Below are 16,567 nucleotides of genomic sequence, written 5' to 3'. Positions count from 1 at the left end.
TCGTCATCGATACTTCGTAAAAACCGAATGATAGATCAGATTTCAACTGATTTTTTCGAAACATGAAAGCGCCGATCATCACGACTTCGACATTCGACGGACACCCCGTCCGACACCGCACATGGACTACCTGCTGACCCTCGCCGCCGATCCCGCCGTCTGGGCCGCGCTCGTGACGCTCGTCGCGATGGAGATCGTGCTCGGCATCGACAACCTGATCTTCATCTCGATCCTGAGCAACAAGCTGCCTGAAGCGCAGCGCGAACGCACGCGGCGCCTCGGCATCGGGCTCGCGCTGATCTTTCGACTCGCGCTGCTCGGCACGGTCGCATGGATCGCGCGGCTCACCGAGCCGGTATTCACGCTGTTCGATCACGCGTTCTCGTGGCGCGACCTGATCCTGATCTCGGGCGGCCTGTTCCTCGTCTGGAAGGCGACGAAGGAGATGCATCACCACGTGTCGCACGACGGCTCGAACGAAGCCGGCCCGACGAACGCCGCCGGCCTGACGACTTGGGCTGCGGTCAGCCAGATCCTGATGCTCGACATCGTGTTCTCGATCGACAGCATCGTCACCGCGGTCGGCATGACGACGCACGTCCCGATCATGTTCGTCGCGGTGATCGCCGCCGTCACGGCGATGCTGTTCGCAGCCGGCCCGCTCGCGCGCTTCATCGACCGCAACCCGACCATCGTGATGCTCGCGCTCAGCTTCCTGATGGTGATCGGCATGACGCTGATCGCGGAAGGCTTCGGCTCGCACGTGCCGAAGGGCTACATCTACGCGGCGATGGCGTTCTCCGCCTTCGTCGAAGGAATGAACATACTCGCGCGGCGCGCGAAGGAAAAGCACGCGAAGCGGATCGCCGCGCAGTGACGCGCCGCCGCGCGACGTGACGTGACGTGACGTGACGTGACGTGACGCGATGCAGTGCAGTGCAGTGCGAACTGCTTGCACGGCCCGGCTCGATCGGGCCGTGCGCTGCGAAACGTCGCGCCGCCCGGCCGTGCCGGACGCGCGGCGGGAAACGAAGCGCGGCGCGTCCGCGCGCCCTCGAAAGGCGTTGCACGATGAAATGCCCTGTTTGCGTGACGCCCGAGCTGCTGATGACAGAACGGCAATCGATCGAGATCGACTACTGCCCGGCGTGCCGCGGCGTATGGCTCGACCGCGGCGAGCTCGACAAGCTCATTGCCCGTGCCGACGACGATGCAGGCGAGCGTCGACGCGACGCCGCGCGCGATACCGCCCGCGAAGCGCCGCCCGCGCGCAACGCGCACGACGATCGGCGCCGGCATGACGGGTACGAGCACGACGGTCATTACCGGCCGCAACACGGCGGGTATCGGAAAAAGAAATCGCTGTTCGACATGTTCGATTTCGATTGAGGGGGGCGTCGGCGCGATCGATGCCGGCGGCGCGGCGACACGCCCGCGCCAGCGAGCGTCCGTCGCTCGACGAACCCGCGCGCGGCACGATCCGATTCGCCGACGAGCCGGCCGCGCGCAACGCATCTTGTTCACGCCGAAGCGCGCGGCGCTTGTCATATACTCGCCGGCTCACCGCTGGAGACGAGATGACCGCAACGCGTTCCATTCGATGTCTATGCCGCGCCGTCGGCGTGAAGCTGACGGGCGAGCCGGCCGCGCGAGCCAACTGCCACTGCGCGTCATGCCGCGATTTCTACGGCGCGCCGATGCTGTCGGCAACCGCTTGGCCGGCCGAGCAAGTCGCCGTCGCCGAAGGCGACGCCGCGACGTTCACGCATCCGGCGAAGCACCTGTCCCGCACGTTCTGCGCAGCCTGCGGCGAAACCGTGTTCGGCACGAACCGGCTCGGCATGCGCGTCGTGCCGAACGCGATCGTCGCGCGCGCCACGGGCGGCGAGCTGCCCGACGCGCTGCGGCCGACGATGCATCTGTTCTATCGGCAGCGAATCGTCGACGTGCGCGACGAACTGCCGAAATATCTCGACGGCTGGGACGGACCGACCGGCAACTCGTGACGCTCGACCATCGCGCTCGATCGGCGCGCACGGCTCCATGCATCGCGGCCTAAAGCGGACAGTCGGTAAACAGATCGAGCACCTGCGTGAAGAACGCTCTCGCCTGCGCATCGTCGCGCAAGTCGAGCCCGGCCGAATCGCCGCCATAGACGCCGCTCGACTGCGGGCGCGCATCCGCGTGGCGTCGCGCATAGTCGACCGCCTCGCCGAGATCCCGCCTGAATCGCTCGACGACGCCCGGCTGCGTCTGCGGCCCCGTCACGCACATGTGCAGCGCGTCCGGACGCTGAAGCCCGTTGAAGCGCCAGCCGTGCCGACGCATGCAGTCGTTCACGTGATAGATGTCGAACGCGTCCGACGCGAACGCGAAACAGAACGTCGGCCTGCCGAGCACGCGCAGTTCCGGAATCGCGCGCACGGCGGCCTGCATGTCGAACGCCGTATCGAATATCGCCTTCGCGCGCGCCAGGTATCCTTCGCGCCCGAGGCCGCGCAGCGCCGCCCACGTCGCGGCGATCAGGCCGCCCGAACGGCTGCCGGCCAAACCGGGCGACCCGTATACGCCGCCCGCCCAGTCGGTCATCAAAAAGTACTGGTGCCGGCGAAAGCTCGCGTCGCGCCACGCGAGCACCGAGCCGCCTTTCGGTCCGTAGCCGTATTTGTGCGTATCGGCCGAGATCGACGTGACGCCGGGCAAGCGGAAATCGAAAACCGGAATGTCGGGATAGCCGAGCGTTTCCCCCCACGGCAGAATCCAGCCGCCGAGACAAGCGTCGACATGCAGCCACACGTGCTTGTCGATCGCGACGTCGGACAGCGCCTCGATCGGATCGATCGTCCCGTACGGATAATTGCATGCCGAGCCGACGATCATCACGGTATCGGCGTCGATCGCATCGCGCACGAAATCGACGTCGACCCGCATCGTTTGCGGATCGACCGGCGCGACGATCACGTCGATGCCGAACAGATGCGCGGCCTTGCGAAACGCGGGATGCGCCGACGCGGGCCAGATCATCCGCGGCCGCACGATTGCGCGTTCGGCGCGCGCTTTGTCGCGATACGCGAGCGTCGCGTTCAGGATGCTCTCCGTGCCGCCGAGGCTCAGCGCGCCGCATGCGCGATGCGCGCCGTCATGCCCGGTCACGGCCTCGCCGTGCAGCAGTGCGACCGTCATCGCGACGATCTCGCTTTCCATCCGGTTCATGCTCGGGCACAGGTCGCGCTGCAACGCGTTGACGTGACTGAAGAGCCCGTACGCTTCGTTGAGGAACGCATAATGTTCGTGATCGCCGCAGTACATCGTGCCCGAGCAGCGGCCGTGTTCCCATTTGAAGTCTTCGCGCGCGGCCATCGATCGCAGCTCTTCGAGCAAGCGCTCGCGCGGCATGCCGCGCTCGGGAAAGCCGTGCATCGCGCCGAATTCGGCCGCATACGGATAAAGCCGCTTGACGCCTTCTTCGAGATCCATCACGCCCTCCTGATCGGAACCGGCATCGGCTTTCGGACGTGCGTCGATGCCGACGGCACTGCCGATGATTCCACCTCGCCGTTCACATTAAGGCTGCCTAATTAACACATTAAAAATTCCCTGTACGTTCCTTTCGTTCACGCTATGCTTAGCATGACATCCTAATAAAAATCGGAACACGTCATGAAGAGATACGCATTGGCTTTCTTGTTGATGCTGTGCTCATCGATGTCGGCAACGGCGGGGGCGATCATTCCATCGGGCGGCACATTGGTCGCGGGGCAATACGCGATGTCGAACAACGGCAATTTCGCATTCGGCATCGACGCCGCGAGCGGCAAGCTGTATTTCCACTATAAATTCCCGACGCAGGCATGGGGCGCGAGCTCGATGTCGCAATTCTTCGGAACGAAGCCCGAGGGCGCGCTCTACGTGGGCAAAGGCGATCGGCTCGTCATGCAGACCGACGGCCGGCTCGCATTCTATTCGGGGAACGACGTCGTCTGGAGCAACTGGTATTACGGCCCCGCGCCCATTCCGGGCTCGTACGCGGTCGTCGAGGATTTCGGCGTCGTCGCGATCTATCCGCCGCAGGGCGGCTATCCTTCGTTCACCTGGCCGTTCGCATCGATCACGCCGAATAGCGGCGCGCTCACGACGGTCGTCGGCTATCCGTTCGGGCTGAACTTCCCGGTGCTCAACGGACGCCAATCGCTGCAGATCTTCAACAACGTCACCTATTACCTGTGGAACAAGAGCTTCGCGTCGGACAGCGTCGCGATGCAGCCCGACGGCAATCTCGTCGTCTACAACAAGGGGCAGCCCGTGTGGTCGACTGCGACATCGGGCAATCCGGGCGCCTACATGCTGGTGACGCCCGTCGGCTTCGTGCTCGGCAAGCAGTACGGCGGCATTCTCGCGAACGTCCCCTATCCGGTGTCCGTCGATCAGTCGAGCCGCGCGAGCGGGCCGAACGATCCGAAGCCGTCGCCGGCCACGCCGCCCGCTCCTTCGCTCAACCTGCCGATCAACTCGAGCTGGAAGTGCTTTTACGTCAAGGACTGGCTCTCGTGTTACGCGCCGGGCTGAGCGGCTCCCGGTTTGCGCGTCGGCTCGCGCGCGGCCGCCGACGCGCGCGCACGCACCGGGTATGAACCGAGGCTGACGACGCAGCGCGCCGACGAGCGATTCGTTCGTGTGCCTAAACACGCTGCATCGCGCGAAAAACGGGCCGATTACGCTTGAATGCGTCGACGAATCGCGCGGACATTTCGGCATAGACGTCCGCGTTCGCGCGGTTCGGCTCGTGGACACCGCGAATCCGCACGCGTGCGCCGAAATCGTCGAGATCGAGCAAGCCCAGCCGCTGGAACGCAAGCAGCGCCACCCCGACGCACGTCGTGTATTGCGGCTGCTCGACGCGATGCACGGGCGCGTTCAGCACATCCGCGACGATCTGCGACCATGCGTCGGATTCCGCGCCGCCGCCGTAGAGCACGAAGTGCGAGAAGCGCCGCTTCGCGAACGCTTCGACAGGGCCGCGCAGCCAGCGCAGATTCATCGCGACGCCCTCGAGCACCGCGCGCGCGAGATGGCTGCGCGTCGCGTCGAGCCCGAGATTGACGAAGCCGCCGCGCATCGATGCGTCCGCGCACGGCGCGAGCGATCCCGCGAGCCACGGCAGGAACAGCACGCCGCCGCTGCCTGGCGGCGTCGCGTCGATCGCCGTTTGCAGGCGCGCGAAGCAATCGTCGCGCGGCAGCGCGCCGAACGGATCGTCCGCATAGACCTGCTGCTCGATGAAGTGCTTGAGCGCCGCGCCGCCGACGCCGTTTTCCGCCATCACGAAATACGTGTCCGGCACCGGGCTCGGCATGCTGAGAATCGCGTGCCGGATATCCGTTCGCTTGAACCGCACGTGCGCGATCATCACGCTCGAGCTGCCGATCGACAGCGCCGCGTGCTTGCCCGCGAACGCGCACGCGCCCATGCCGCCCGCCTGCGTGTCGTTCAGGCCCGCAACCACCGGCGTATCGCGCGGCAAGCCGAGTTCGTCGGCGACGTCGGGCAACACGCGGCCGACGATCGCGTCGATCGGCAGCAGCTCGGGCAGCTTGTCGGCATCGATGCACGAGTAACGTACGAGCCGCGAATCGTAGCGCGTCGCGTTCAGGCGGCGGTTGTCGATCGCAAGCGACATGAACGCCGTGCATTGATTCGCGCACGCGCGCCCCGTGAAGCGCAGATTCAAATAGTCCATCGGTTCGAGAAACGTCGCGGTGCGCGCGTAGACGTCGGGCTTCGCATACTTCAGATAGCGCATGTGCGTGAGCGAGATCCCGCCTTCGACGGGCGGCAATCCATGCACGCGCAGCCATTGCCACTGCCGCAGCAGCGAATCGGCCCGCTTCGGGTAATGTGCGACGTCGCGCATCGCGCGCGGCGCGCCGCGCCGGTCGAGCCAGAGAATCATGTTCGCGACGGGCGCGCCGTCCGCGCCGACGGGCACGATCGACGAATACTGGCTGCTGCATGCGATCGCGCGCACGTCGCGCGACGCGACGCCCGATGCGTGCAGCGCGACGACGCACGCATGCTTGACCGCGCGCCAGATGTCGAGCGGGTCCTGCTCGACGCCGCCGCCCGGCACGGACAGCGTCGCGACCGCCTCGCGCGCCGCCGCGACGACCCGCCCGTCGAGCGAGACGACGGCGGCCTTCGGGCCGCTCGTTCCGAGATCGATCGCCAACACGCAGGGGCCAGGCTCCGTCATCGCGCCTCCTTTCATCGGGACGTTGCGGTACACGTCTGAAGCATAGTCGACGGATCGCGTCACGGAAGGATTCGGCGATATCGCGCGTCGCCGCCGCGTGCAGCCGGTTCGAGCATTTTCACATCGGCGAACCGCAGGCGAACGACGCGAGCGACATCGCGGCGCTCGATGCACGCCGGGCCCGCACATGACGCAATGTTCGACGTGCCGCGCTCAATCGCGATGGGTAGGTGAACGAACCGGTTGATGTCGATGCCGAGCGGATCGATTTGGCGAACGCGCAACAGGAAAGCAGCGATCCGCAATGCATCCGCGATCGACTTTCTCGGTCGTTTCTCGCCTGCGGCCATCACGCAAGGCGTGATGGCAACGTCCGCCTGCAGTGAAGTGATTCCGTCAATTCGTATCGCCGCGCCGGTTGCGCCGGATGCTCTGCCGCATCATGCATTCATCGACGGCATCGTGACGGCCCCTGCGCGTGGCGCGCGAGCGGTACGATGAAATGCTTGACCTTCGGCGTTTCGTCGCTGGAGGGCACGGCGTGAAACGATGGGCTTGAATGGTCCAACGTCCGCATCGATGACCGACATGCGCGCTGGTTTCGCTTCGTTCGCGTCTTCGCTTCGTGCGCCTCGTTCGCTTCTCCGCACGACGACATAGCGTCGCCATGGAAAACGGATGCGCCGCCGTGAAGCGGCTTGATCCAATCATGCGCATCGAGAATCGCCGGGAAGCCCGCAGGAACGGGCTTCCCGGCCGGCGGGCACGCCGCCGCCGATACGCCGCGTCGTCAGTTCACGCCGGACGCGCTCCACGCGCGCGCAACCGTTGCGCTCTCAGCCGAATTCGCGCCGTACAGGTCGTTCGCCGCCTGGATCGACGCGCGCCGCGCGCTCGAGTAGCTGGAGTTGGAGGTCAAGTACACAGTCAACGTCCGATACCAGATCTTGCCCGCCTTGTCGCGGCCGAGGCCGCTGAAGCTGGTGTCGCCGTTGCAGACCAGTTGGCTCTTCGACAGCCCGGTGTCGGTCGCCGGCACCACCGGGCCTTCCGCGAGCAGATAGAAGAAGCGGTTGCCGACGCCCGACGAGTAATGCGGATTCGTCCACGTGAAGCCACTGGACGGATAGCAGCTGTACGACCGGCCGTCGAGATCCTGCTTGTACATCTTGCGCAGGCCGCCGCTCGTGATGCGCGCGCCGATCACGTAGTTGCCCGGATCGTTCGGGTTGTTCGCGTAGTACTTGACGAGCGTGCCGAAGATATCGGAAGTCGACTCATTGAGGCCGCCCGCATCGCCCGAATAGTTCAGGTTCGCGGTGGCTTCGGTCACGCCGTGGCTCATCTCGTGCCCGGCCACGTCGACCGATACGACGGGCTTCGGCAGGCGGCTGCCCGGCTCGCCGTCGCCGTACACCATCACGCGCGACGACAGCCATGCCGCGTTCGCGCCGGTCGTGCCGCCGCCGGTGTCGAACACCACGTGCGCGTAGCTCCTCACGCCGCGACCATCGTTGAAGATGCCGTTGCGGTTGTGCGTGGTCTTGTAGTAATCCCAGGTCAGCGCGAGACCGTAGTCGATGTCGGCCGCGACAGTCTGCCGGTTGCTCGTCGTGTTGTCGCCCCACACGTTCGTGCTGCTCGTGAAGATCGGCAGATCGGTCGCCAGCTCGACTTCGTCCGAGGTCAGGCCGCGGCCGTCGTACACCGAGCCGCTGCCGCGCGTCGGATCGAGCATCCGGTACGCGTTCGTGCCGGTCTGGTCGGTCGTCAGCGACAGGTTTCCGTAGTACAGCGAACGGCCGGTGCCGGTTGCGGCGGCGGTCTTGATCAGATCCTGCGCGTCGAGCACGTTGCCCGTGCGCGCGTCGACGTAGTAGAGCACGGCCTCGCCGTGCGCGTCGGTCGCCTTGCCGTACACGCGCACCGCGTGGGCGAGCGTCGGCGCGGCGTCGCGCGCGAACACGACGAGATCCGGGCCGTCGACACGGCGCACGTCCGCGCCGAAGTGCTTGGCCGCGGCGCGCCGGGCCGCGGCCGCACCCACATCGGGCGCGTTGCGCACCACGAAGCGCTCGCCGACCTTGCCGATCTTGCCGGCAAGATCGATCGGCACGGGCTGGGTCAGGCTCGCCTGCTTCAGTTGCCCTTGATTCGAGTGCACGACGACGTCGCCGCCGATCACGGGCAGCCCCGCATAGAAGCGGTCGAAACGCACGTGCTCAGTGCCGTCCGGGTCGACGATCACGTCGCGCACCTGGAACTGGTCGCCCTCCGCCGGCGCGCCCGGCTGCGCGGCCGCGAACTTCAGCGTGCGCGCGGCGCTGCCGGCGGCCAGGTTGAAGGCGGCCGGGTTCTGCTGGATCAATTGCAGCGCCCGGTCGACCGCGGCCGGCTGGTCGCCGGCTTGCGCAAACGCGCTGAGACTGGCGAGCGAAATCGCGGTGACGGACAGCAGGAAGGAAAGTTTCTTCATGTAATCCTCCAGATAATGAATGCGTGGTTATTGGAAACGTATTAACTGCAAGCACTAAACAAGAGAGGTACGGTGAACTGCAAAGCCATGCTAGGAGGTCAAATCTATCTTTACAAGAAATTTACCAATAAATTAATTTATCGTTATGGTCGCGTTAATCGAGTTAGGCTTTGGTTAGTGAATTGAAATGGTTCTGTGCGGCGTGCCTCAGGCATGCCGGTGACGGCGAGCGGGCGGGGCGCGCCGGATGGGCAGCGAACGAGCCGACGGCGAAGCCGCGCCGCACGCGATGCAGCCCAAGCAGAATTTACGGCGCGCTTGCAGAACGATGGCGACGGCCATGCTCTGTTTAATCGAATATTCATTTCAATTGTTGAATTCACCTTATGAATATTCAATTGATCAATGACGCGTGGTTGTCAATGCAGGCGGCTTGCGTTTTCTTCAAATGAAAAAAGAGGACGGTTCGGCGAACAGGCCGGCGAACGAATCGCGGCCTTTGCGGGAGGACGACACGGCGGCGCGGCGCGGCATCCGGCGACGCGTAAGAAAGGCGGTTCGCCGCGCGACGCGATGGTCGCCGGCGCCGATCAGGAAGAGCCGCTGCCGCCGCAATGGCCGGCGCACCGCGCGCAGATCGCGCGCCGCCCTGCAGCAGGCGGGTTGGCAAACGCCGCACGCATCGCCTGCGGGCGCAGCGTTGCGTCCGTTGCTGCCGTTGCTGCCGCAAGTGCGTGCCGATCGGCTAGCGGCCCTGCCGAAATTCTCCGAAGGGGAAAGCGCGCGGCTCGCGTTCGCGCATGCCGACCCGCGGCACGCGGGGAGCCGGCTCGTGCTGCGCTTGCGGCACTCGCATCACGCGGTGAGCGGCGTCTCGCGACGCCGGCGATCCCGCGATCCCGCGGACATCATCGCGGCGCTGTCGGCCGCCGGGCGCATCGAGACACGCTCGTCGCGCGACGGCAACTGCGGCCATGGCGGCGACGTACGGCACGCAGTACTGATCGTTCCAGCAACGCTTGCCACGCCGCTCGACGCCGCATCGGGCAGCATGACAAGCGTCGCGGTTTCCGCCGCGACTGCTTCGTCCGCTGCCTCCTGCACACCCGGCGCTTCCGGCGCAACGCATCGCCGCACATGAACCGCGCGTCGCTCCGCGCCGGATCGTTCCGGATGACGAATGAATCGGCTCGACCGCGTCAGCCCGTTTTCCTGACGGATTTCTTCTTCGCCGCGCGCGCGGGCTCGGGGGCGAACGTGCAGCCGGGCTGCGTGCGCAACAGGAACTGCACCGCATGATCGGCGAGCGCATCGAGGCCGAGCGGCCCGTTCGGCTTGTACCATTGCGCGACCCAGTTCAGCGCGCCGAACATCAGCAGCCGGTCGATCGGCGTCGGCGCGGGCCACTCGCCCGCCGCCTGCAGCCGCTCGATCACGCCGTCCCACACCGCCTCGTAGCGGTCCTTCAGCTTCAGCACCTTCGCCTGCATCGCTTCATCGAGCGACTTCCATTCGTACAGCAGCACCGGAATGAAGTCGTGATCGGGCGACACCAGCGTTTTCAAGTGCGTGTGCACGAGCGCGCGGAACGCGTCGCGCGCGGGCAGGTTCTCGACGTCCAGCGCCTCGATCCGCGCGAGCGCGTTCGACATGCCCTGCTCCATCACCGCGACGAGAATGTCCTGCTTCGTCTTGAAATAGTAGAACCAGCTTCCCGCCTGCACGCCCGCCGCAGCGGCGATGTCGCGGACCGTCGTTCGTTCGTATCCCTGCGTGCGGAACAGCTTCGCGGACTTGAGGATCAGCTCGTCGCGCAGCGTCGCGCTCTCGCCCTTCACGGGACGCCCGCGCTTGCGCGTGGCCTGAGGTATGGCGCTCATAGAATCACAATGCGATGTTTCGAACCGGCGCTCGCCGCCGCGCAACCGCGCTGCTGCGGCGAAGCCCGTCATTCGAGCGATTATCGGCGAGTTTTAAACGCTTGGAAAGCCGATCCGCCCGCGCGCGCCGCCCGATCCCGAGCGCCGCGCGCTAATACTCGAGCTGGCGCGCCGCCAGATCCTTCATGATTTCCTCCGCGCCGCCGCCGATCATGTTGACCTTCACTTCGCGATAGATGCGCTCGGGCCGCGTGCCGCGCATGTAGCCCATGCCGCCGAGTATCTGCACGGCGGCGTCCGCGCAGAACTGCATCGTCTGCGTCGCGAAATTCTTCAGCATGCAGATCGTCGCGACGAGCGTCGGCGCGCCCCTGTCGAGATGATCGATCTGCCACGCGCATTGCTCGAGCCATGCGCGCGTCGCGTCGATGCGCATCGCCATGTCGACGAGCTTGTGCCGGATCACCTGATGATCCGCGACGCGCCGGCCGAACGTGCGCCGCTGCCGCGCCCAGTCGAGCGCGTCCTCGTAGCAGACTTGCGCGAAGCCGAGCGCCGACGCGGCGAGGCTGAAGCGCTCGAGGTTGAAATTCTGCATCACGAGCGCAAAGCCGCCGCCTTCCGGGCCGATCAGGTTCGCGGCCGGCACGGGGCAATCGTCGAAGCGCAGATGCGCGGTGTCCGACGCCCACCAGCCCATTTTCTTCAGCGGCGTCTTCGACAAGCCCGGCGCGTCGCCTTCGACGAGTAGCAGCGACAGCCCCTTCGCGCCCTGCGCGTGCGCATCGGTGCGCACGGCCACCGTGTAGTAGTCGGCCCGCATGCCCGAAGTGATGAACACCTTCTCGCCGTTCACGACGTAGCGGCTGCCGTCGCGCACCGCACTCGTGCGCAGCGCGGCGACGTCCGAGCCGCCGCCCGGCTCCGTGATCGCGAGCGCCGAGATCTTGCGGCCCGCGAGAATGCCGGGCAGCACGCGCGCCTTCAGTTCGTCGCTGCCCGCGTGCGCGATCGGCGGCGCGCCGATCGTATGCGACATCAGCGAGCTGACGACGCCCCCCGCGCCGCAGCGCGCGAGCTCGATCGAGCAGATCAGCCGATGAAACATGTCGACGTCCTCGACGCCGCCGTAGGCGTCGGGAAAGCCGATGCCGAGAAGCCCGACGCGCGCCGCCTTCTCGTACAGCTCGCGCGGAAACTCGCCCGCCTCGTCCCAATCGTTCACGTACGGCGAGATCTCGTTCGCGACGAATCGGCGCAACGTGTCCTGCAATTGGACGTGCTCCGGCCGGTAATAGGCCGGGTTCGGGATCGCGCGATGCATCGATGCCTCCTTTCGGTGCGCCGGGAGTCGGCCGCTTTCGTGCCGATTCTAGGAACGCGGCAAAAATAAATCAACCGGTTGATTTATTAGATTCACGGCGCTACGATGCGCACATCGCACACGACGACATCCGGGGCGCCCGATGAGCACGCTGCAAGGGAAGACCGTCTTCATCACCGGCGCTTCGCGCGGCATCGGGCTTGCGATCGGCAAGAAGGCCGCGAGCCTCGGCGCGAACGTCGTCGTCGCCGCGAAAACCGCCGACGTGAATCCGAAGCTGCCCGGCACGATTTACAGCGCGGCGGCCGAGATCGAAGCGGCGGGCGGCGCATGCCTGCCGCTTCAAGTGGACATACGCGACGAAACGCAGATCGCCGCCGCGCTCGCGCGCGCGGCCGAGCGTTTCGGCGGCGTGGACGCGCTCGTCAACAACGCGAGCGCGATCAGCCTGACCGACACGCCGAACACGCCGATGAAACGCTTCGACCTGATGTTCGACGTCAACGTCCGCGGCACGTTCGCGTGCACGCAGGCGGCGCTGCCGTATCTGAGGGAATCCGCGAAGCGCGGCGGCAACCCGCACGTGCTGACGCTGTCGCCGCCGCCGAATCTCGATCCGAAATGGTTCGCGCCGCACGTCGCGTACACGATCGCGAAATACGGCATGAGCCTGTGCGTGCTCGGGCACGCGGAGGAATTCCGTCCGCACGGCATCGCGGTCAACGCACTGTGGCCGCGCACGGTGATCCGCACGGCGGCGCTGCAAATGATTCCCGGCATTGCGCCCGAGGTCTGCCGCACGCCGGAGATCGTCGCCGACGCCGCCGCGCACGTGCTGTCGCTCGACGCGCGCACGCACACGGGCCGCTTCTTCATCGACGAGCAGGTGCTCGCCGGCGCGGGTGTCGCCGATCTCTCGCGCTACGCGGTCGTGCCCGGCACCACGTCGTTTCCGAACGATCTGTTTCTCGACTGACGGACGAAAAACCTCACATGGCATATCGCTCACAACTTCGCGCGGGCAGCTTCGACGGCAAGGTCGCGCTCGTCACGGGCGGCGGCAGCGGCATCGGCCGCTGCTGCGCGCACGAGCTCGCGTCGCTCGGCGCGCTCGTCGTGCTGCTCGGCCGCAACGCGGACAAGCTCGCGAACGTGTCGGCCGAAATCCACGAAGACGGCGGCCGTGCGGACGCGATCGCATGCGACATTCGCGACGAGGACGGCGTGCGGCACGCGATCGCGCAGATCGTCGAGCGGCACGGCCGCGTCGATCTGCTGGTCAACAACGCGGGCGGCCAGTTCCCCGCGCCGCTCGATCAGATCAGCGCGAAAGGCTGGCAGGCCGTGCTCAACACGAACCTGCTCGGCGGCTTTCTCGTCGCGCGCGAGTGCTACGTGCAATCGATGAAGCCGCGCAAGACGGGCGCGATCGTCAACATCATCGCCGACATGTGGCACGGCATGACGGGCATGGGCCACAGCGGCGCCGCGCGCGCCGGCATGCTGAACTTCACCGAGACGGCCGCCGCCGAATGGGCGCCCGTGCGCGTGAACGCCGTCGCGCCCGGCTGGATCGCGTCGAGCGGAATGGACACGTATCCCGACGCGATCAAGCCGATGCTGCGCGGCCTGCCGAAGATGGTGCCGCTCGGGCGCATCGGCAACGAAGCCGAAGTGTCGGCGGCGATCGCGTTCCTGCTGTCGGACGCCGCGTCGTTCATCAGCGGCGCGTGCCTGCGCGTAGACGGCGGCGCGCCGAACGCGCGCCGCCATTTCGCGATGCAGCCCGTCGACGCGAACGCGCCGTTCGACGGCTTCCATCGCGCGATCGCGCCCGAACTCTTCAAGCGCTGACATGCCGATCTTCGATTCCCGTCTCGATACGACAAGCGCCGCGTTCCGCGACAACGCCGATCACATGCGCGCGCTGATCGCGCAATGGCACGCGCTCAACGCGCGCGCCGCGGACGAATCGGCGAAGGCCGGCCCGCGCTTCGACAAGCGCGGGCAACTGCTGCCGCGCGAGCGGCTCGCGCTTCTCGTCGACGCCGGCGCGCCGTTTCTCGAGCTCGCGGCGCTCGCCGGCTATCTCGTCGGCGAAAGCGATCCGGACAAATCGGTGCCGGGCGCGGGCCTCATCGGCGGCATCGGCTACGTGAGCGGCACGCGCTGCATGATCGTCGTCGCCGATTCGGGCATCGACGCGGGCGCGCTGCAGCCGATGGGCCTCGAGAAATTCCAGCGGCTGCAGCGGATCGCGCTCGACCATCGGCTGCCGTTCGTGCATCTCGTCGAATCGGCCGGCGCGAACCTGCTGCAATACCGCGTCGAGGAATTCATCCACGGCGGCCGCCATTTCCATCAGCTCGCGAAGCTGTCCGCCGCCGGCATCCCGGTGCTCACGCTCGTGCACGGCTCATCGACCGCGGGCGGCGCGTACATGCCGGGCCTGTCCGATTACGTCGTGATGGTGCGCGACCGCGCGAAGGCGTTCCTCGCCGGCCCGCCGCTGCTGAAGGCCGCGACGGGCGAGATCGCGACCGACGAGGAGCTCGGCGGCGCGACGATGCACGCGAGCGTGTCGGGCCTCGCCGAATACGTCGCGGACGACGACGCCGACGGCATCCGCATCCTGCGCGAGCTCGTCGACAAGCTCGGCTGGCGCGAGCGCGAGGCGGCGCTGCCCGTCGGCGAGGAACCCGCGCTCGATCCGCAAGGACTGCTAGGCATCCTGCCGCGCGACGGCAAGAAGCCCGTCGACATGCGCGAGGTGATCGCGCGGCTCGTCGACGCATCGGATCTTCTGGAATTCCAGCCGTCGTACGGGCCGGCCACCGTCTGCGCGCACGCGCGCATCCACGCAATGCCCGTCGGCATCGTGACGAACAACGGCCCGCTCGATCCGGCCGGCGCGACGAAGGCGACCCATTTCATTCAGGCGTGCTGCCAGAGCGGCGTGCCGCTCGTCTATCTGCAGAACACGACGGGCTTCATCGTCGGCAAGGAGTCCGAACGCGCGGGAATGATCAAGCATGGCGCGAAGATGATCCAGGCGGTGTCGAACGCCACCGTCCCGCAGATCACGATCCTGTGCGGCGCTTCGTTCGGCGCGGGCAATTACGGGATGTGCGGGCGCGGCTTCGATCCGGCCTTCGTGTTTTCGTGGCCGAACGCGCGCACCGCGGTGATGGGCGCGGAGCAGGCGGCGCTCACGATGGCGATCGTGATGGAAGGCGCGGCGCGCGCGAAAGGCGTCGAGCCGGACCGCGCGCGAATCGATGCGCTGCGCGAGAAGATCGTCGCGAACTTCGAGCGCCAGACCCACGCGTTCTACACGTCCGGACGCATGCTCGACGACGGCGTCATCGATCCGCGCGACACGCGCCGCGTAATCGCGATGACGCTCGCCGTCTGCCGCGACGGCCGCGGCAAGTCCGTCCAACCGCTCACGTTCGGCGTCGCCCGCCCCTGATCTGGAGACATCATGCATTTCACCGAAGAACACGAAGCGATCTCGCGCACCGTCAAGCGCTTCATCGAGCAAGAGGTCAATCCGCACGTCGACGAATGGGAGGAAGCCGGCATCTTTCCCGCGCACGACGTGTTCGGCAAGCTCGGCGCGCTCGGCATGCTCGGCCTGAGCAAGCCCGCCGCGTTCGGCGGCGGCGGCCTCGACTACAGCTACGAGCTCGTGATGGCCGAGGCGCTCGGCGTGTGCAAGGCGGGCGGCGTGCCGCTCGCGATCGGCGTGCAGACGAACATGGCGACGCCCGCGCTCGCGCGCTTCGGCTCCGATGCGTTGCGCGGCGAGTTCCTCGCGCCCGCGATCGCGGGCGAGCACGTGTCGTGCATCGGCGTGTCGGAGCCGGGCGCGGGCTCGGACGTCGCGTCGATTCGCACGGCGGCGCGCCGCGACGGCGACGATTACGTGATCAGCGGCACGAAGCTCTGGATCACGAACGGCACGCAGGCCGACTGGATGTGCTGCCTCGCGAACACGTCGGACGGCCCGCCGCATCGGAACAAATCGCTGATCGTCGTGCCGCTGAAATCGAAAGGCGTGCACATCGAGAAGAAGATCCGCAAGATCGGCATGCATTCTTCGGACACCGCGCAGATCTTCTTCGACGACGTGCGCGTGCCGCGCCGCAACCTGATCGGCGAGGAAGGCCAAGGCTTCACTTATCAGATGCTGCAGTTCCAGGAAGAGCGGCTCTACGGCGCGGCCGCCGCGCTCGTCGTGCTCGATCGTTCGATCGACGAAACGATCGACTACACGCGTCAGCGCAAAATCTTCGGGCGGCCCGTGCTCGATCATCAGGTCGTGCATTACCGGCTCGCCGAGCTGAAGACCGAGGTGGAGGCGCTGCGCGCGCTCACATATCGCGCGACGGAGCTGTACGTGCAGGGCGGCGACGTGACGACGCTCGCGTCGATGGCGAAGCTGAAGGCGGGACGCCTCGCGCGCGAAGTCACCGACAGTTGCCTGCAGTTCTGGGGCGGCATGGGCTTCGCGTGGGAATCGAGCATCTCGCGCACTTATCGCGACACGCGCCTGTTTTCGATCGGCGGCGGCGCGGACGAGGTGATGCTCGGCATCATCTGCAAGAAGCTCGGCACGCTGCCGCGGGAGTGAC

Annotated in this window: 15 protein-coding genes; 9 read left to right on the top strand and 6 right to left on the bottom strand. The window is 66.6% G+C overall.

Annotated elements, in window-relative coordinates; all coding sequences use genetic code 11:
* The first annotated feature begins 121 nt into the window (after positions 1-121).
* The 3 genes from WS91_RS27615 to WS91_RS27605 all read left to right on the top strand — a co-directional run bounded on the left by WS91_RS27615 (position 122) and on the right by WS91_RS27605 (position 2,006).
* Positions 122-877 (top strand): TerC family protein, encoded by a 756-nt coding sequence (locus WS91_RS27615; RefSeq protein ID WP_059671409.1) that lies wholly within the window; start codon positions 122-124, stop codon positions 875-877.
* 194 nt (positions 878-1,071) lie between these two features.
* Entirely contained in the window at positions 1,072-1,389 is a 318-nt protein-coding gene (locus tag WS91_RS27610) for a TFIIB-type zinc ribbon-containing protein (protein ID WP_038746147.1), read from the top strand.
* 188 nt (positions 1,390-1,577) lie between these two features.
* Positions 1,578-2,006, top strand: a complete 429-nt coding sequence (locus WS91_RS27605) for a GFA family protein (RefSeq protein WP_059671443.1) — start codon at positions 1,578-1,580, stop codon at positions 2,004-2,006.
* Between the two features lie 49 nt (positions 2,007-2,055).
* On the opposite strand, the gene WS91_RS27600 is transcribed toward WS91_RS27605, so the two are convergent.
* The gene (locus WS91_RS27600; RefSeq protein ID WP_059671408.1) at positions 2,056-3,477 is read right to left on the bottom strand and encodes a pyridoxal phosphate-dependent decarboxylase family protein; all 1,422 of its coding nucleotides are present in this window, start codon (positions 3,475-3,477) and stop codon (positions 2,056-2,058) included.
* Between the two features lie 183 nt (positions 3,478-3,660).
* Between WS91_RS27600 and WS91_RS27595 the strand changes: the two genes are divergently transcribed.
* Positions 3,661-4,566, top strand: coding sequence for a hypothetical protein (locus tag WS91_RS27595; protein ID WP_059671407.1), 906 nt, complete (start codon positions 3,661-3,663; stop codon positions 4,564-4,566).
* Positions 4,567-4,678: 112 nt separating this feature from the next.
* Here the strand turns inward: WS91_RS27595 and WS91_RS27590 are convergent, their stop codons facing one another.
* From WS91_RS27590 to WS91_RS27580, 3 genes are all read right to left on the bottom strand, one after another.
* Positions 4,679-6,250, bottom strand: a complete 1,572-nt coding sequence (locus WS91_RS27590) for a xylulokinase (RefSeq protein WP_038746323.1) — start codon at positions 6,248-6,250, stop codon at positions 4,679-4,681.
* Between the two features lie 59 nt (positions 6,251-6,309).
* Positions 6,310-6,600, bottom strand: a complete 291-nt coding sequence (locus tag WS91_RS27585; RefSeq protein WP_038746135.1) for a hypothetical protein — start codon at positions 6,598-6,600, stop codon at positions 6,310-6,312.
* Between the two features lie 440 nt (positions 6,601-7,040).
* Positions 7,041-8,726: a M4 family metallopeptidase gene (locus tag WS91_RS27580; protein WP_059671406.1), complete on the bottom strand. Its 1,686-nt coding sequence runs from the start codon at positions 8,724-8,726 to the stop codon at positions 7,041-7,043.
* A 412-nt stretch (positions 8,727-9,138) separates the two neighbouring features.
* Between WS91_RS27580 and WS91_RS27575 the strand changes: the two genes are divergently transcribed.
* Positions 9,139-9,867, top strand: a complete 729-nt coding sequence (locus tag WS91_RS27575) for a hypothetical protein (protein WP_156432528.1) — start codon at positions 9,139-9,141, stop codon at positions 9,865-9,867.
* 58 nt (positions 9,868-9,925) lie between these two features.
* Here the strand turns inward: WS91_RS27575 and WS91_RS27570 are convergent, their stop codons facing one another.
* Together WS91_RS27570 and WS91_RS27565 are read right to left on the bottom strand one after the other, a co-directional pair.
* Complete coding sequence (locus tag WS91_RS27570; RefSeq protein ID WP_038746127.1) at positions 9,926-10,606, bottom strand: TetR/AcrR family transcriptional regulator; 681 nt, start codon at positions 10,604-10,606, stop codon at positions 9,926-9,928.
* 151 nt (positions 10,607-10,757) lie between these two features.
* Complete coding sequence (locus tag WS91_RS27565) at positions 10,758-11,930, bottom strand: acyl-CoA dehydrogenase family protein (RefSeq protein ID WP_038746126.1); 1,173 nt, start codon at positions 11,928-11,930, stop codon at positions 10,758-10,760.
* A gap of 142 nt (positions 11,931-12,072) precedes the next feature.
* Between WS91_RS27565 and WS91_RS27560 the strand changes: the two genes are divergently transcribed.
* Genes WS91_RS27560 through WS91_RS27545 form a run of 4 tightly spaced genes read left to right on the top strand, consistent with a single transcriptional unit; the run spans position 12,073 to position 16,566 of the window.
* Positions 12,073-12,906, top strand: coding sequence for an SDR family oxidoreductase (locus WS91_RS27560; protein WP_038746124.1), 834 nt, complete (start codon positions 12,073-12,075; stop codon positions 12,904-12,906).
* 17 nt (positions 12,907-12,923) lie between these two features.
* A complete protein-coding gene (locus WS91_RS27555; RefSeq protein ID WP_059576626.1) occupies positions 12,924-13,784 on the top strand; it encodes an SDR family oxidoreductase in 861 nt (286 codons plus the stop codon).
* A 1-nt stretch (position 13,785) separates the two neighbouring features.
* Complete coding sequence (locus WS91_RS27550) at positions 13,786-15,402, top strand: acyl-CoA carboxylase subunit beta (RefSeq protein ID WP_059576629.1); 1,617 nt, start codon at positions 13,786-13,788, stop codon at positions 15,400-15,402.
* Between the two features lie 12 nt (positions 15,403-15,414).
* Positions 15,415-16,566 carry an acyl-CoA dehydrogenase family protein gene (locus tag WS91_RS27545; RefSeq protein WP_038746118.1) on the top strand — a complete coding sequence of 384 codons (1,152 nt, stop codon included), beginning with the start codon at positions 15,415-15,417 and terminating at the stop codon, positions 16,564-16,566.
* The last annotated feature ends 1 nt before the right edge of the window (position 16,567 follow it).

The sequence above is a fragment of the Burkholderia sp. MSMB1498 genome (genome assembly GCF_001526245.1).
GTDB classification, from domain to species: domain Bacteria; phylum Pseudomonadota; class Gammaproteobacteria; order Burkholderiales; family Burkholderiaceae; genus Burkholderia; species Burkholderia savannae.
Note: the sequence above shows the minus strand (reverse complement) of the source record. Positions and strands in the feature narration are given on the sequence as shown.

Coding starts and splice junctions, on each gene's coding strand:
- WS91_RS27615 (WP_059671409.1), top strand. CDS start 122: ATGGACTACCTGCTGACCCTCGCCGCCGATCCCGCCGTCTGGGCCGCG.
- WS91_RS27610 (WP_038746147.1), top strand. CDS start 1,072: ATGAAATGCCCTGTTTGCGTGACGCCCGAGCTGCTGATGACAGAACGG.
- WS91_RS27605 (WP_059671443.1), top strand. CDS start 1,578: ATGACCGCAACGCGTTCCATTCGATGTCTATGCCGCGCCGTCGGCGTG.
- WS91_RS27600 (WP_059671408.1), bottom strand. CDS start 3,477: ATGGATCTCGAAGAAGGCGTCAAGCGGCTTTATCCGTATGCGGCCGAA.
- WS91_RS27595 (WP_059671407.1), top strand. CDS start 3,661: ATGAAGAGATACGCATTGGCTTTCTTGTTGATGCTGTGCTCATCGATG.
- WS91_RS27590 (WP_038746323.1), bottom strand. CDS start 6,250: ATGACGGAGCCTGGCCCCTGCGTGTTGGCGATCGATCTCGGAACGAGC.
- WS91_RS27585 (WP_038746135.1), bottom strand. CDS start 6,600: ATGGCCGCAGGCGAGAAACGACCGAGAAAGTCGATCGCGGATGCATTG.
- WS91_RS27580 (WP_059671406.1), bottom strand. CDS start 8,726: ATGAAGAAACTTTCCTTCCTGCTGTCCGTCACCGCGATTTCGCTCGCC.
- WS91_RS27570 (WP_038746127.1), bottom strand. CDS start 10,606: ATGAGCGCCATACCTCAGGCCACGCGCAAGCGCGGGCGTCCCGTGAAG.
- WS91_RS27565 (WP_038746126.1), bottom strand. CDS start 11,930: ATGCATCGCGCGATCCCGAACCCGGCCTATTACCGGCCGGAGCACGTC.
- WS91_RS27560 (WP_038746124.1), top strand. CDS start 12,073: ATGAGCACGCTGCAAGGGAAGACCGTCTTCATCACCGGCGCTTCGCGC.
- WS91_RS27555 (WP_059576626.1), top strand. CDS start 12,924: ATGGCATATCGCTCACAACTTCGCGCGGGCAGCTTCGACGGCAAGGTC.
- WS91_RS27550 (WP_059576629.1), top strand. CDS start 13,786: ATGCCGATCTTCGATTCCCGTCTCGATACGACAAGCGCCGCGTTCCGC.
- WS91_RS27545 (WP_038746118.1), top strand. CDS start 15,415: ATGCATTTCACCGAAGAACACGAAGCGATCTCGCGCACCGTCAAGCGC.